9 protein-coding genes and 1 pseudogene are annotated in these 16133 nt (G+C 72.3%); 6 read left to right on the top strand and 4 right to left on the bottom strand.

Going from position 1 to position 16133, the window contains the following annotated elements; all coding sequences use genetic code 11:
- Nucleotides 1–108: 108 nt before the first annotated feature.
- From ABKW26_RS13040 to ABKW26_RS13015, 6 genes are all read left to right on the top strand, one after another.
- Nucleotides 109–3426, top strand: a complete 3318-nt coding sequence (locus ABKW26_RS13040) for an amino acid adenylation domain-containing protein (protein ID WP_348594201.1) — start codon at nt 109–111, stop codon at nt 3424–3426.
- Nucleotides 3423–6332 (top strand): beta-ketoacyl synthase N-terminal-like domain-containing protein, encoded by a 2910-nt coding sequence (locus ABKW26_RS13035; RefSeq protein WP_348594200.1) that lies wholly within the window; start codon nt 3423–3425, stop codon nt 6330–6332. Before ABKW26_RS13040 ends, ABKW26_RS13035 begins: the two co-directional genes overlap by 4 nt.
- On the top strand, nt 6316–6855 hold the full coding sequence (locus ABKW26_RS13030; protein WP_348594199.1) for an HXXEE domain-containing protein: 540 nt from the start codon (nt 6316–6318) through the stop codon (nt 6853–6855). Before ABKW26_RS13035 ends, ABKW26_RS13030 begins: the two co-directional genes overlap by 17 nt.
- Before the next feature lie 83 nt (nt 6856–6938).
- Nucleotides 6939–7928, top strand: a complete 990-nt coding sequence (locus ABKW26_RS13025) for a tetrahydrofolate dehydrogenase/cyclohydrolase catalytic domain-containing protein (RefSeq protein ID WP_348594198.1) — start codon at nt 6939–6941, stop codon at nt 7926–7928.
- Nucleotides 7925–10138: an MMPL family transporter gene (locus ABKW26_RS13020; RefSeq protein WP_348594197.1), complete on the top strand. Its 2214-nt coding sequence runs from the start codon at nt 7925–7927 to the stop codon at nt 10136–10138. The genes ABKW26_RS13025 and ABKW26_RS13020 overlap by 4 nt, the downstream gene beginning before the upstream one ends.
- Nucleotides 10139–10315: 177 nt before the next feature.
- Nucleotides 10316–12889 (top strand): ATP-dependent Clp protease ATP-binding subunit, encoded by a 2574-nt coding sequence (locus ABKW26_RS13015; protein WP_348594196.1) that lies wholly within the window; start codon nt 10316–10318, stop codon nt 12887–12889.
- Nucleotides 12890–12987: 98 nt separating this feature from the next.
- Here ABKW26_RS13015 and ABKW26_RS13010 read toward each other — a convergent pair whose 3' ends face one another.
- The 4 genes and pseudogenes from ABKW26_RS13010 to ABKW26_RS12995 form a co-directional block, all read right to left on the bottom strand.
- On the bottom strand, nt 12988–14163 hold the full coding sequence (locus tag ABKW26_RS13010) for a hypothetical protein (protein ID WP_348594195.1): 1176 nt from the start codon (nt 14161–14163) through the stop codon (nt 12988–12990).
- Nucleotides 14160–14846, bottom strand: coding sequence for an ATP-binding protein (locus ABKW26_RS13005; RefSeq protein WP_348594194.1), 687 nt, complete (start codon nt 14844–14846; stop codon nt 14160–14162). Before ABKW26_RS13005 ends, ABKW26_RS13010 begins: the two co-directional genes overlap by 4 nt.
- A gap of 37 nt (nt 14847–14883) precedes the next feature.
- Nucleotides 14884–15675 (bottom strand): tryptophan-rich sensory protein, encoded by a 792-nt coding sequence (locus ABKW26_RS13000; protein WP_348594193.1) that lies wholly within the window; start codon nt 15673–15675, stop codon nt 14884–14886.
- A 62-nt stretch (nt 15676–15737) separates the two neighbouring features.
- Nucleotides 15738–16133: pseudogene (locus tag ABKW26_RS12995) on the bottom strand (hypothetical protein); the annotation flags it as partial.

The following is a 16133-nucleotide window of genomic DNA, read 5'->3' as shown; positions in this document are numbered from 1 at the left end:
GTGGTGTTTTTCGTGGTCGCCTCACGTTCCCCCGGGGGTGTCGAGCGCGGGGTAATGGAGTCAGTCCTGCCGCTCCCGCTCGTCTCCCGCTCGAAGGGCCGTCCTCCGATGAACGTCACCAGCTCCTACCCCGTGACCGCCGCCCAACGGGCGATGCTCGTCCAGTGCCTGCTCCGCCCCGAGGACGGGTCGTCGAACCTCGCCTTCGCGTACCACCTCGACGGTCCGGTCGACACGCACCGGCTGGTCGCGGTGCTCCACCGGATCGTCGCGTCCAGCCCGTCGTTGCGCACGACCTTCGTCTCCGGGGACGGTCGGTGGGAGGCGTGCGTGACGGACCGCCCGGCCCGCGTCGCCTCGCGGGTGCTCGACGACCTCCCGACGGTCGAGGACGAGCACTACGCGGTCGCCCGGCGCCTCGCTGCGCGAGCCGACCAGCCCATCCCTCCCGATGCTGCCGCGCAGTACGAGTTCGAGGTCTCGACGGGTCGGTTCGGCACTTACCTCACGATCCTGTGCTCCCACCTCATCGGCGACGCCTACACCTTCTACACCTTCGCCCGCGCCGTGACCGCCCTGTACGCGGACGACAGCACGGGGGCCCAGGACGGGCCGATGACGGACGCCGTCGCGGGGATCTGCGAGCACCCGGGGTCCATCCCCGCAGCGCCCTCCGCCCCCGGGACGCCGCGGCTCGAGACGCTCGCCCACTGGCTGGAGGGTGTCGAGACGTTCAGGCACGACGGGTTGCCCGGCGCCCGGCGCGGAGGGCGCCTGGCCGGGGTCGTGCAGCGCAGGGCGATGCCCGACGCGCTCGCGGAGCGCTTCCGCGGGAGCGACCTCGTGGCGCGGTGCGGGAGCACGGCCGTCCTGCTCGCCGCGCACGCGGTCCTCGTGGCCTCGAGCGCCGGTACCGACGACGTGATCGTCGGCGTCCCGCTCGCGAACAGGCGCGGTGCCCGCGCCAAGGGCGCGATGGGTTTCTTCGTCAACACGCTCCCGCTCCCCGTCGCGATCGGGGCGACGACGACGTGGGACGACCTCTGCGTCGAGATCGCCTCCCGGGTGCGGTCCCTCGTCCGCGTCCAGAGCGTCGACCTCGCCGAGCACCTGCACGAGATCGCCCCGCACCTGCGCCGGGACCAGAACGGCTTCGACAACGCCTTCACGGTCTACCGCCAGGAGCTCGCGCTCCGGATGGAGGGCGTCACGGTCGCGTCGATCGACGTCCCGCGGCGCGTGGTCACGTACCCGCTCGCGACGACCGTCGCCGACACGGGCTCCGGGTACGTGGTGGAGGTCAGCGTCTGCGAACAGCTGCTGCCGAGCAACCCCCTCGAGCGCTACCTGCACCTGCTCGGGTCGATCCTCGACGACCCGCTGGCACGCGTGCACGGCACCAGCACCATCGGTCCTGATCTCGCCGGCACCATCGACGCCCTCGTCAACTCGCCGACGACCTACCCCGATCCGCTGCGCCTCGACGCCCAGCTCGCCGCCGTGGCCCACCGGACGCCGCACGCCGTCGCGCTCGTGCACCGCGGCCAGGAGACCACCTACGCGGAGCTCGACGAGAGGGTGGACCGCTGGGCGGCCGTCCTCCAGAGGCGCACCACGAGCGAACGCGTCGTCGTCGCGCTCCCGCGCGGGCCGGCGCAGGTCGTCGCGCTCCTCGCCGTGCTCCGCGCAGGCCGGACGTACGTGCCGGTCGACCCGGCGGCACCCCCGGCCCGGCTCGCCCACATCTTGGCGGTGCTCGAGGAGGCGGGCGGGCGGCCGACCGTCGTCGTGCAGGACGCCGAGGACCTGCCGCCCGTCCTCGCGGGGGCCGAGCTCGTCCTCACGTCGACCCTCGACGCGGCCCGAGGCGCGGTTCCGGTGACGGCGCCCGTGCTGCGCGACCCCCACGACGTCGACACCCCCGCCTACGTGATCTTCACGTCGGGGTCGACCGGCGAGCCCAAGGGCGTCGTCGTCACCCACCGCAACGTCGGCAGGCTCCTCGCGGCCGCGTGGGACCACATCGACGTGACGAGCGACGACCGCTGGTGCCTGTTCCACTCGGTGGCGTTCGACTTCAGCGTGTGGGAGATCTTCGGCAGCCTGCTCACCGGAGGGAGCCTCGTCGTGCTCGCCGACGACGAGATCCGGGACCCCGTGGCCTTCGCCGGAGTCCTGGCTGGCACGGGCGTGACGATCCTCAACCAGACCCCCTCGGCCTTCCGCCGCCTCGGGAACGCCCTCGACGCCGAGACCGCCGCACGCCTCGTGGTGCGATGGACGATCTTCGGCGGCGAGGCGCTCTACCCCAAGGACCTCGAGCCGTGGCTCGACGCGGTCGGCGCCCAGTGCCGCGCCCTGAACATGTACGGCATCACCGAGACGACCGTGCACACCACCGCGCACGAGATCTCCCCGCGGGACGTCGTCGGCGCAGGCCGGGCGACGAGCGTCATCGGGCGGCCGCTCGGAGACCTCGTCCTCACCGTGGTCGACCGCCACCTCCGCCGGAACCCGCTGGGAGTCCCGGGGGAGATCCTCGTGAGCGGTCCCGGCGTCGCGGTCGGCTACCTGGCACGCCCCGCGCTCACGGCCGAGCGCTTCCTCACGGGGACGGCCTACGGGGCCCGCGTCTACCGCACCGGCGACCGGGCCGTCGTCCAGCCGGACGGGACGCTCGTCTACCTCGGCCGCCTCGACCGGCAGGTCCAGCTCCGGGGGTACCGGATCGAGCCCGGCGAGGTGGAGACCGCCCTGCGGTCGCTGCCCGGCGTCCGGGACTGCACCGTCCAGCTCGTCGACGACGCGGAGCGCGAGCCGTTCCTCGCCGCCTGGGTCGTCCTGGCCGACGTCCGCTCCGTGGTGCCCACGCGCGCGGCGCTGCGCGACCTCCTGCCCGAGTACATGGTCCCCGCATCGATCACGAGGCTGCAGGCGCTGCCCGTCACCGTCAACGGCAAGGTCGACGTGCCGGCGCTGCCCGTCCCGCGCGCCGCACCACGAGCGACCGGGACGAGGGCCGGCGGCGACCACCCCGCCGGCGGCGCCGTGGACCCTCTCGATCCTCTGGACCCTGTCGTCCTCGAGATCTCGAGGATCTACAGCGACGTCGTCGGCATCGAGGAGACGGGACCGGACGACCGCTTCCTCGACACCGGTGCCACGTCGATGCACCTCGTCGAGATCCACCGCCGGCTCCGGGACGATCTCGGCCTCGACCTCACCCTCGTCGACCTCTTCGACGGCGGCTCACCGCGCGCGCTCGCGGCGCGCGTCACCCCCGCGGAACCCGCGCTGTCCCTCCCGTCGCTGTCCCTCCCGTCGACGGCCCGCCGCCTCCCCGCACGTCGCGTCACCGCAGCACACCGACCCCCGGCGCCCCGCCTCGGCGCGCGCGCACCGTTCGAGAAGGAGCAGGAACGATGACGATCACCAACCACCACGGACCGCAGGCCCACCTCGTCGACGACCTGGCGGCCGAGACCGCCCCGGCTGACGTGGCCATCATCGCGATGGCCGGGCGCTTCCCGGGCGCCGGCTCCGTCGACGAGCTGTGGACGATGCTCTGCGAGGGACGATCCGGCATCCGTACCCTCACGGCCCACGAGGCGCGCGCGGCCGGCGCAGGGGACAAGGCCCACCACCCCTCGTACGTCCCGCGCGCGGCACCGCTCGACGGTCACGACCAGTTCGACGCCCGGTTCTTCGGCATCCCCGCCCACGAGGCCACGCTCATGGACCCCCAGCAGCGGGTCTTCCTCGAGACCGCGTGGCAGGCCCTGCAGGAGTCGGGGCACGGCGGGCACACCGACACGCTCCGCATCGGCGTGTTCGCGTCCACGACGACGAGCAGCTACCTGCTCGGACCGTTGCGTCGTGCCGGCGCGTGGGGCGACGGCGAGATGAGCCACCCCGTGCTCATGGGCAACGACAAGGACTTCCTCTGCAGCCGCGTGAGCTATGCGCTCGGGCTCACGGGCCCGAGCGTGGTCGTCCAGTCGGCGTGCTCGGGTTCCCTCACCGCGGTGCACGTCGCACGGCAGGCTCTGCTCGCGGGCGAGTGCGACCTCGCGATCGTCGGCGGCGTGAGCATCTCGTTGCCGCACGAGAGCGGCTACGTGCACCAGGAGGGCGGCATCCTCTCCGAGGACGGGCACTGCCGCGTGTTCGACGCGGCCGCCACCGGGACGGTCAAGGGGAACGGCGTGGCCGTGGTGGTCCTCCGGCCGCTCGACGCCGCCGTCGCCGACCAGGACCTGGTGCACGCCATCCTCGCGGGCAGCGCCATCAACAACGACGGGAGCCGGCGCGCCGGGTATGCCGCCCCGGGTGTCGCGGGCCAGTCCGCGGTGATTCGGGACGCCCTCGCGAGCTCGGGGGTGCCGGCGTCCCAGATCTCCTACGTGGAGGCGCACGGCACGGGGACCCGGATCGGCGACCCGATCGAGATGCAGGCGCTCGCCCAGGCGCACGCCGCCGACGGCACCGGACCGGAGCACTGCTGGATCGGCAGCGTCAAGTCCGCCGTGGGGCACCTCGACGCGGCGGCGGGCGTGACAGGGCTCATCAAGGCCGCGCTCGTCCTCCGGGAGCAGATCGTCCCGGTCCAGGTGGGCTTCGACTCCCCGAATCCGCTGATCCGCCTCGACGAGGGGCCCTACGTGGTGTCCCGTGCCACGCAGCGGCCCGCGGAACCGGTCGCTGCAGCGGCCGTGAGCTCGTTCGGTCTGGGCGGTGCGAACGCCCACGCCGTCCTCCTGCGCGCCGACCCTGCTCGGCGCCGTGAGGTGCCGGACGACGAGTACTGGCTCCTGCTGTCCGCGCAGGACGACGAGGCGTTGCGCGCTCGCGCCGGTGACCTGGCCGAGCTGCTGGAGAAGGCACCCACGACGCGCCTCGACGACCTCTCCCTGACCCTCCTCGGTGGCCCGCACCACGCACGGCGGGCTCCGGTGCGCGGACGCACGCTCGACGGTCTCCGCGAGGATCTCCGTCGGGTCCGCGCGGGAGAGGCCCGCCCGGACGACGAGGAGGTGCCGGTCCAGGTCGCGCGGTGGTCGGCCGGCGGCGCCGTCCCCGTCGACTGCCTGGGAGACCTCGTCGTCGCCCGTCGCACCGTGGTCCCGCACCATCCGCTCCGGCGGACGAGGCACTGGCTCGACGCGGCACCCGACGAGGGGCACGGGCACGACTCCGCCGGATTCGACCTCGGTGCCCGGAGCGCTCCCGCTCAGGCGTCCGACGCCGTCCTGCACGCCGTGCGCACCGAGCTCCCGGGAGTGCAGCCGGAGCTCGACGACTCGCTCGTCGCCCTGGGGGTGGACTCCCTCTCGGCGATCGGGATCCTCAGCCGGATCCGTGACGAGCTCGGGGTCGAGCTCGGTTTCGACGTGCTCATGACGGCCACCACGCTCAGTGACGTCGTCACCCTCTGCGAGGAGCGAGCCCCGGCCGTCGTCCCCGTGGACGTGCCGGCGGCAGCGTCGGCGACCGTCCGCGCCGCGCCGGCGAGGATCGCCGACCGGATCACCACGCTGCGGGCCGGCACGGGCGGCGAGCACCTCTTCCTCGTCCACCCGGCCGGCGGCACGACGCTCTGCTACCTCGGCCTGGCGGCCGCGCTCCCGGCACGGACGACCGTGCACGGTCTCGCCTACGCCTCGACGTGGGCGGGGACGCGACCGTCGATGCGTGAGCTCGCCGCGTCCTACGTCGAGGCGGTGCGCCACGTCCAGCCCCACGGGCCGTACGTGCTCGGTGGCTACTCGTTCGGGGGGAACGCAGCCGTCGAGATGGCCGTCCAGCTCGAGGCCGCGGGGGAGCGCGTCGAGCGCATCCTCCTCATCGACTCGCACGTCCCGCTCGCCTACGTCGCCGGGACCTGCACGGACGAGGACTACCGCGACGCGTTCCCGGACCTCCTGCGCCGGCTCTTCACCGAGCTCGAGGACCAGCCTGACCCCGTGCCAGGACCCGTCCGGTCGATGATCGAGGAGATGGCGGCCGGTGCCGGGCTCGGATGGAACAGCACGATGGTGGACCAGCTCGAGCAGTTCTACGAGATCTGGATCGACAACCACTCCGCGCTCAAGGGATGGTTCCCGGACCGGCGGACCGCGGCGCCCCTCGTCGTGCTCGAGGCCGAGGAGCCGGAGCCGCCGGCCGTGCTCGACCTCCTCGGGATCACCGAGCACCCGGCGAGCGCCTGGTCGGCGCACACGAGCGCCGAGGTGGAGGTGCGGCCCGTGCCGGGCGACCACTACTCCCTCCTGCGGGACCCGCGCCACGCAGCGCGGCTGACGGACGAGGTGATCCGTGGACTCCGCCTCTGAGCCGCGCGCACGGCGCCCCGCGAGCGTCGAGGAGGTGCGGTGGTGGACGGGCCTGCTGCTCGTGGCGTTCACCCTGCACAACCTCGAGGAGCTCCTGCTCCACGACTCCGGGACCGGGGGCCTGGGTCCGGGCGGGCCGATGCAGCGGTGGAGCGAGATGTACCAGACGGACCGCTTCCTCGGCGCGGTCGTGATCCTCACGGTCGCGGTGACGGCGCTCCTGCTCCCCGCGACGGTGCGCCGGACCCCGCTCGCGGCCAGGCTCGCCCTCCTCGCCACGGGAGCGCTCCTCGGGAACGCCCTCTCCCACGTCGGCCAGGGTGTCGCGTTCCGCGACTACAACCCCGGGCTCGTCACCGCGGTCGTGCTCGTCCTGCCCGCGGCCGTCCAGCTCGTGCGCCTGCTCCGGGGGCAGGCCGGCACCGGTCGGGCGGGCACGGTCGGCGTCCTGGCGGCCGGCGCCGTCCTCGCCGTCCCGGCGATCGTCCTGTCCCTGCTCATCAGCTGGGCGGTCGTCGGCTGAGCACCACCTGCCCCCCGCACCTGCCTCGCCTCCCGCACCCGCCTCCCGTCCTTTCCTGCACGCCCGTCGAACTGGAGAACATCATGTCCACGCACACCTCAGCCCCTGCCCCCTCGGAGACCACTGCACCCCCGACCGTGGGGACGATCTTCGACGGCGCGGCCGCCCAGGCCGAGCTCCTCGAGGAGGCGCGCGACCTCGCTGCCCGCTCCCGGGTCGTCCCCCGGCTCGTCCTCGTCGCGATCGACTCGGCGAACCCGCTGCTGCCCGTGAACGTCGCGCTGCACACCAAGGTCCTCGGCGCCGCCGGGGTGGACGTCAGCACCACGCTCCTCGGCCCGGCGACGACCGCGGACGAGCTGCAGGCGACGGTCGCCGGCATCCAGGCGGACCCCACCGTCGACGTGCTCATGGTCCTGCTGCCCCTCCCGGAGCACCTCGACGTCCGCGAGGTCCTCAGCTGGATCGACCCGGACCGTGAGATCGAGGGCCTCCACCCGGAGCACGCGCGCGGCCTGCTCGCCGTGAGCCTCGCCGGCGAGCAGGCACGGCGCCCGGTGGCGGCCGAGGCCGTCATGCACGTCCTCGGCAAGCTCGAGGTGGACCTCTCGGACGCCACCGTCGTGGTGCTCGTCGACGCCGACCTCATGGCGCAGAACCCCGTCGCGCACCTCGTGGCACGGGCCGCGGCGCCCGCCGCCCTGCCGGTGTCGACCGCCGTCGTCCTCGTCCCGCACACCCACCCCCGCGCGGCCGAGATCAGCCGGATGGCCGACGTCCTCGTGGTGAGCGTCGAGCAGACGCGGGTCGTCACCGGAGACTGGATCTCCCCGGGCGCCGTCGTCATCGACTTCAACCCCGTCGTCGTCGGCACCCGACCCCACCCGAAGGACCCCACCCGCACCTTGCCGGTGATCGCGGGCGGCGTCGACGTCGCCGACGTCTCCGCCGTCGCGAGCAGCCTCTGCGCGATCCCCGGCGGAGTCGGGCCCGTCATGCTCGGGATCCTCGCGCGCGAGGTCGTCCGCACAGCCGTCCGGCGCGCCACCGCCCCCGCCGGGGCGTCGTCGTGAACGGGAAGGTGCCGCTCGCGGTGCGCCACCCCGTCCGCGCCGTCCTCGGCTGGCTCCTCGTGCTCGCCGCGTCCCTGCCGCTGGCCGGGACCCTCGGAGACCACCTGGCGACGGCCACCATCGAGGCGAGCGGCAGCGAGTCCGCCCTCGCGCGCCAAGCCATCGCCGACACCTTCGCGGGGGCCCACCGGTACGACGTCGTCGTCACCGCGGACGGTGCGGGGACCGGGCAGTGCGCCGATCTCGGCGACGCCCTCGGCGACCGGTACGACGCCACCGTGGTCGGCGTCGAGCAACCCCGGCCCGGGGACTGCTTCGTCCGCCTCGGCGTCGACGAGGACCCCAACGGTCTCGTCGAGGCCCTGCGCGCCGACCGCGCCGAGCTCGAGCTGGCGGCGGGGCACGACGTGCTCGTCGGCGGTGCGCCCGGCATCAGCGCGGACATCGGCCACGTGAGCGAGGAGAACGTGGCGAGCGTCGAGAAGCTCGCGCTCCCGATCGTCTTCCTCCTCCTGCTCCTCGTGTTCCGGTCGCCGCTCGCCGCGATCATCCCGCTCCTCACGGGAGGGGCGGCGATCGTCGTCTCGTCGGGCGTCCTCGCGCTCGTCGCGCAGGTCGTGGACCTCTCACCGCTCACCCGGAACGTCGTGACCATGCTCGGCCTGGGTGTCTCCATCGACTACGCACTCTTCGTCACGCGGCGCTTCAGGCAGGAACGTGCCGCCGGTGCGGACGTCGTCGGGGCGTTGACCCGCACCCAGAGCACCACCGGCCGGAGCGTCGTCTGGGCAGGCATCACCGTCGCCGTGAGCCTCGGGGCCCTGCTCGTCCCCGGCTCCCTCGTCACGACGAGCGTCGCCGTCGGGGGATCGGTCGTGGTCGCCGTCTCGGTGCTCATGTCCTGGACCCTCCTCCCGGCGATCCTGCGGCTCGTCGGTCACCGCTTCCGCGTGCGCCCCGTCCCGGACGCGCAGCAGACCCAGGTGCCCGCGACGTCAGGTCGCAGGTCGGCGCGCTACGCACGCCTCGTGACCGAGCGCCCGTGGCTCGCCCTCGCCCTCGGTACCGGCGTGCTGCTCGCGCTCGCGGTCCCCGCCGCGGACCTCGACATGCACCTGCCGGCAGCTGCGTACGGCGACCTGCCGGACGGCACCGAGTCCCGCGCGGCGACCGAGCTCCTCGTCGACGCGCTCGGGGAAGGAGCCGTCTTCCCGATCGTGCTGCACGTGGTGGCCGACGAGGCGATCACCGACGCGTCCACGACGACGGACCTCGCTGCCGCTGTCACCCGGATCGAGACGGTCGACGGCGTCCGCGCCGTGGTCGCTCCCGCGCTCCTCGAAACGGGCGCCCCGGACGGCGTGGTGAGCGACGACGGCACGTCGACCGTCGTGCGGGTCGTGCTCGACTCGCCCGCCGGCAGCGAGGCGGCACGCGACGTCGTCACGACGCTGCGGGCCGAGACCTTCAGCGGCCTCGACGTGCGCGTCACCGGGGAGACGGCGACCGGCATGGACGTGGACGGTCAGATCGGTGACAGCCTGCCCGTCACCCTCGCCCTGCTCGCGCTCATCACGATCGTCCTGCTGCTCGCCGCACTGAGGTCCCTCGCGATCGCGGTCAAGGCTGTCGTGCTCAACGCGCTGGTGACGCTCGCGACCGTCGGCCTGCTCGTCGGGGTCTTCCAGCACGAGTGGTTCTCGCTGGTCGACCCCGCGCCGGTCAACGTCAACACACCCATCGTCATGTTCGCCCTGCTGTTCGGTCTCAGCGTGGACTATGAGGTGATCATCGTGGGGCGCATGCGCGAGTCGTGGCAGGCGGGCCTGCCGATGAAGGCTGCGGTGCGCGAGGGGCTCGCATCCACCGCGGGCATGGTCAACGGAGCGGCATCCATCATGATCGTCGTCTTCGCGGCGTTCACCCTCTCCGACTTCCGGATCGTCCAGGAGCTCGGGTTCGGGCTGGCCGTCGCGGTGCTCCTCGACGTCCTCGTCGTCCGTTCCGTCCTCGTCCCCTCGGCGATGGTGCTCATCGGCGAGAAGGCGTTCTGGCCGGGACGGCGTCACGACGCCTCGCGCGGCGCGCCGACGGCGACGGGCGGCGCGCCGTCGGCGGCGGACGGTTCGGGTGCGCAGGGGGCATCCGTCCCCGTCCCTGTCGGACCGGGCGTCGAACAGGTAGCGCCTACCGGGCCGCGGAGAGCCTGACGCGGCGTCGGGGGGCCGCGCAGCACGGGAGCTGAGCGGCCCCCTCCCGGAGCAACTCGTCACGCCCCTGGCGAACAAAGGCATATCGAGCGGGACTCACCGGTTCTGCCCTACTAGAGTCGGTGCGGTCAGGCCTGGGACCCTTCCGGTCACGGCCCGCACCCGTGAGGAGCGCACATGTTCGAGAGATTTACCGACCGAGCCCGTCGGGTGGTCGTCCTTGCCCAAGAAGAGGCACGGATGCTCAACCACAACTACATCGGTACCGAGCACATCCTGCTCGGTCTCATCCACGAAGGCGAGGGAGTGGCCGCGAAGGCCCTCGAGTCGCTGGGCATCTCCCTGGATGCTGTGCGCTCACAGGTCACCGAGATCATCGGCGAGGGTCAGCAGGCGCCGTCGGGTCACATCCCGTTCACGCCGCGTGCCAAGAAGGTCCTCGAGCTGTCCCTGCGCGAGGCGCTGCAGCTCGGGCACAACTACATCGGTACCGAGCACATCCTGCTCGGCCTCATCCGCGAGGGCGAGGGTGTCGCCGCCCAGGTGCTCACGAAGCTCGGCGCCGACCTCAACCGCGTGCGCCAGCAGGTCATCCAGCTGCTCTCGGGATACCAGGGCAAGGAGCCCGTCGCCGCCGGGAGCCCGAGCGAGGGCACGCCCGCCGGTTCCGCGGTGCTCGACCAGTTCGGCCGCAACCTCACGCAGGCCGCCCGCGAGGGCAAGCTCGACCCCGTCATCGGACGCGCCAAGGAGATCGAGCGCGTCATGCAGGTGCTCAGCCGCCGCACCAAGAACAACCCGGTGCTCATCGGTGAGCCCGGCGTCGGCAAGACGGCCGTCGTCGAGGGACTCGCGCAGGACATCGTCTCCGGCGACGTCCCCGAGACGCTCAAGGACAAGCAGCTCTACACGCTCGACCTCGGTGCGCTCGTCGCCGGCAGCCGCTACCGCGGTGACTTCGAGGAGCGCCTGAAGAAGGTCCTCAAGGAGATCCGCACGCGCGGCGACATCATCCTCTTCATCGACGAGATCCACACGCTCGTCGGTGCGGGTGCCGCCGAGGGTGCCATCGACGCGGCCTCCATCCTCAAGCCCATGCTGGCTCGTGGTGAGCTCCAGACGATCGGTGCGACCACGCTCGAGGAGTACCGCAAGCACGTCGAGAAGGACGCCGCGCTCGAGCGTCGGTTCCAGCCCATCCAGGTTGCCGAGCCGTCCCTGCCGCACGCGATCGAGATCCTCAAGGGCCTCCGTGACCGGTACGAGGCGCACCACCGCGTCTCCATCACCGACGGTGCGCTCGTCGCCGCCGCGACGCTCGCCGACCGGTACGTCAACGACCGCTTCCTCCCCGACAAGGCCATCGACCTCGTCGACGAGGCGGGCGCACGCCTGCGCATCCGTCGCATGACGGCCCCGCCGGAGCTGCGTGAGCTCGACGACGAGATCGCCGAGGCACGTCGCGACAAGGAGTCCGCGATCGACGAGCAGGACTTCGAGAAGGCTGCGCGTCTGCGTGACACCGAGAAGCAGCTCACGCAGAAGCGTGCCGAGCGCGAGAAGGCCTGGAAGTCCGGGGACCTCGACACGGTCGCCGAGGTCGACGAGGAGCTCATCGCCGAGGTGCTGGCGATGTCCACCGGCATCCCCGTGTTCAAGCTCACCGAGGCCGAGTCCTCGCGTCTGCTGAAGATGGAGGAGGAGCTCCACAAGCGTGTCGTCGGGCAGAACGTCGCCATCAAGGCGCTCTCCCAGGCGATCCGCCGCACGCGCGCCGGGCTCAAGGACCCGAAGCGTCCCGGTGGCTCGTTCATCTTCGCCGGCCCCACGGGCGTCGGAAAGACCGAGCTCGCCAAGGCGCTCGCCGAGTTCCTCTTCGGCGACGAGGACGCACTCATCCAGCTCGACATGTCCGAGTTCTCGGAGAAGCACACCGTCTCGCGCCTCTTCGGCTCGCCCCCCGGATACGTCGGCTACGACGAGGGCGGACAGCTCACCGAGAAGGTCCGCCGCAAGCCGTTCTCCGTCGTCCTGTTCGACGAGGTGGAGAAGGCGCACGCCGACATCTTCAACTCGCTCCTGCAGATCCTCGAGGACGGTCGACTCACGGACTCCCAGGGTCGGGTCGTCGACTTCAAGAACACCGTCATCATCATGACCACCAACCTCGGCACCCGTGACATCGCCAAGGGGATGCAGACCGGCTTCAACGCCGGCGGCGACCTCGTGACGAGCTACGAGCGCATGAAGTCCAAGGTCAACGAGGAGCTCAAGCAGCACTTCCGCCCCGAGTTCCTCAACCGCGTCGACGACGTCGTCGTGTTCCCGCAGCTCTCGCAGACCGAGATCGTCGCGATCGTCGACCTCATGGTCGCCAAGCTCGACGCCCGCCTGCGCGACAAGGGCATGGCGATCGACCTCACGCCCGCCGCGAAGATCCTCCTCTCCGAGAAGGGATACGACCCGGTCCTCGGAGCCCGACCGCTGCGCCGCGCCATCCAGCGCGAGATCGAGGACGTCCTCTCCGAGAAGATCCTCTTCGGCGAGATCAAGTCCGGTCAGGTCGTCCTCGTCGACGCCGAGGGCGAAGGACTCCTCGGGGAGTTCACGTTCCGTGGGGTCGACAAGGCCGACCACGAGCGTGGACCGGTGAGCGTCGCCGCGATCGCCGCGCTCGAGTCCGACGGGCCCGTGGACATCACGGACCTCCCGCCGACCGGCACCTCGTCCGCAGGCGCCACCGTCGACTGACGAGCAGCACGCTCCACCCGCACCACCACGTGAGGCCCCGACCGTCCGCCGGTCGGGGCCTCACGTGCGCCGACGCCGCGTCCGACGGACACGACCGGTCACGGCAGGGAGACCCGCAGGAGCGCGGACTGGTCGCCAGATCCTCGGTACACAGCGACAAGAGCGTCGTCGCCGAGGAACGTCGCACCTGAGGCCCCACGAAGATCGGGGACCACCTCGACCTCCGCTGCCGTGGCCGGAGCGGCTGCAGCCCGCACAGCGACCACCGAGCACACCGACGCGTCCTGTGACGCCGAGACGATCTGCTGGGCGTGGTCCGACGGCTCAGCAACCACCCACCCGTCCACCGTGCGGGTAGGCGCGGGGTCAGCGCCCACCCGCACGAGGAGCAGACCCTCGTCGTCCGACTCCACGAGCGTCGGTTCCGCGTCGCACGCGGACAGACCCGGGACGACCTCCGTGAGGACGCCGTCGGGTCCCACACCCACGGTCCACGAGCGCGTCCCGACGACGAGACCCCCGTCAGGCATCGCCGCAAGGCGAGGGTCCGCCCCGTCGAGCACGACGTCCCTGCCCACGGCTCCCGCCGAAGGCGCGACCGGCACAGCCGCGGGGTCGCCGGGACGCCCCGCCAGGGTCTCGAGCGTCCCGTCCGCAGCGAGGCGACGCACGACGAAGATGTCCTGGTCCGCGAACTCGACCCACAGCTGCTCCACCCAGACGGCCGAGCCGTCCGACATCACCTCGACGTCGAGCACCGTCCCGAGGTACGCGTCCGAGGCCGGTGTCCCGTCAGGCGACACCGGCGCACCAGGGACGAGAGGAAGAGGGCGCTGACCGGGCCTCCCGACGAGGACGTCGTCCGTCCCGGTCCCGACGTCGACGAGCACGATCTGCGGCGACTGCGTCTGCGTGCCCGAAGTCTGCCCGCCAGGAGTCGTCCCGACCACGAACCGCCCGTCCGGTGCTGCGGCGATGACCGCACCGAGCCACGGGAACGTCCCCGTCTCGAGAGTGCCGGTCCCCGACGCGTCACGGCGTTCCCACATGCTGCCACCGACGAGCACGACCCCTCCTGCGCCGTCGCCGGCCGCGTCGCTCACCGCGAAGGTGAGGTCGGTGTCGTCCCACACCTCGGGCTCGTTCGGCTGGCGGAGGTTCTGGCACCCGGCGACGAGGAGCACGACGGCGAGGGTGACGACGGCGAGGGGACCGGCGGTGTGCCGGGCCCGACGGCGGCGCGGGCGGCCCGGCCCGTCCTCGCCCGTGGTCATGGGCGCCCGAGGCGTCTCGACGCTGCGCCCGCGGGACCGGACCGCGTGCTCTCGGCGCTCGTGAGCGCGGCGATCTCCCGCTCCGCCTGGGCCACGCCGACGACCCGGCACCCCTTCGAGGCCCATCCTCGGACGGCCGAGGGTTCGTCGCGCATGAGCCCCCAGCCGCGTCGGACGAGCGTGTGGGGCGGCTTGCGCGACTCGCCGAGGTCACGCAGCAGCCGGAACCAGAACGTCATGAGGCGCGGACGCGTGATGCACAGCGCGTCGGCGAGGATGCCCTCGGCCCGGCAGCGGTCCACGAGCTCCGCAGCGAAGATCCCTTCGGCCACGAGGACGGGAGCGCCGGTCACGTCGAGGTGCGTGGTGCCCGTCCGGCGCGACGTCGGGATGTCGTACACCGGGACGTCGCTGTGACCGGTGGAGCACAGCTCGACGAGGGCCCGGACGGCGTCGTCGGCGTCCCAGCTCTGCGGCGAGTCCCAGTCGGCGATGCCGAAGCGGCGCGGCATGTGCGGGTGGTCGTGGTCGTGATAGAAGTCGTCGAGCGCCAGCGACGGCAGGCCGAGGCGGCGGGCGAGGCTCGACTTCCCTGAGCCGGACGGACCGGTGAGGAGGACGACGCGTGCCGTCGGGACACGCGATCCGGGTGGGAGGTCGAAGAGGGCGTCCGAGGAAGTCACCCGACGATTCTCCCGCATCCGCCGGACCGCCCGGCCCTCAACGAGGAGTCGAGGTGCGACGGCGCAGGGCGACCACCATCGCCGCACCGAGGGTGAGGACGGCGGCGACCGCTGCCGCCACGGCGACCGTCGTGTTCTCCGTCTCGCCCGACGCCCTCCCGACAGCAACCCACGCCAGCCCCCACGCGAGCGCGAGGGCGATGGTGATCCGCCCGCCCGTGCGCACGGCGAACAGGATGCCGATCACCGCGGCCGCAGCGAGGAGGACCACCGACCAACCGGTGGCACCGAGACCGAGCTCACCCACCTCGGCGGCGGCCAGCGTCGCGGCGATGTTCGCGATCGTCGCGATGGTCACCCACCCCAGGTACAGCCCGAAGGTCCCGTCGACCACCACGCGCTCGAGAGTCGTGCGGGCAGGCGTCGACATGAGCACGAGGAGGATCCGGACGAGGACCAGGAGCAGGGCGAGGATGACGACCACGCTCAGCCAGAGGGCACCCGCCTGGACCACGAGGATCCACACCGCGTTGAGGACCATCGACGCGGCGGCGAGCCATCCCGTGCGTCGCTGGCGCGCGTCCGTCCGCTGAGCCGGCAGGAGCTGCCAGACCGCGTACGCGACGAGCCCCATGTAGATGACGGACCAGATCGAGAACGCGGTCGACGCGGGGGCCACGGGGGTGGCTGTTGCCGAGAGGGCGCCATCGGCGGCCTCCGCGATCGGCGTCCCGCCGAACGCACCGGAGCCGACGGCCGCGCCCGCGATCGCGAGGAGCGCCAGGACGAGCACCCCGACCTGTCGGACCGTGTCAGATGTCCTGTTCATCGACCGAGCGTGCCACGTGCCACCGGCGTCGGCATCCGCTCGTCGCCGCGTCGTGCTGCTCGTCAGGTCGTGATGGTGCGGCAGCCGATGAGGGGGTTGTGGCCGGTGACGTTGTTGATGGCGTAGATGCAGACGTTGTGGGTGCCGGGTTTGGTGGGGATGGTGATGTCGTAGCCGTGGTCGGCGCCTTTGGCGTAGTACGTGTCGACGTCGGGGCGGGGGAGCTCGGCTCGTACGGGTGTGACGGTGGAGCCGACGTAGACGTGGATGTCGATGGGGTCGGTGGTGTCGGGGTCCAGGACCCATCCGCGGAGCTGGATCGTGTCGGGGCCGGAGGCTCGGGCGACGTCGATCGCGCCGATGGGGGTGGCGTTGACGACGGTGATGGTGCGGCAGCCGATGAGGGGGTTGTGGCCGGTGACGTTGTTGATGGCGTAGATGCAGACGTTGTGGGTGCC

This window comes from Sanguibacter sp. 25GB23B1, assembly GCF_040012415.1.
Lineage (GTDB): Bacteria > Actinomycetota > Actinomycetes > Actinomycetales > Cellulomonadaceae > Sanguibacter.
This window is presented reverse-complemented; position numbering and strand designations above follow the sequence as displayed.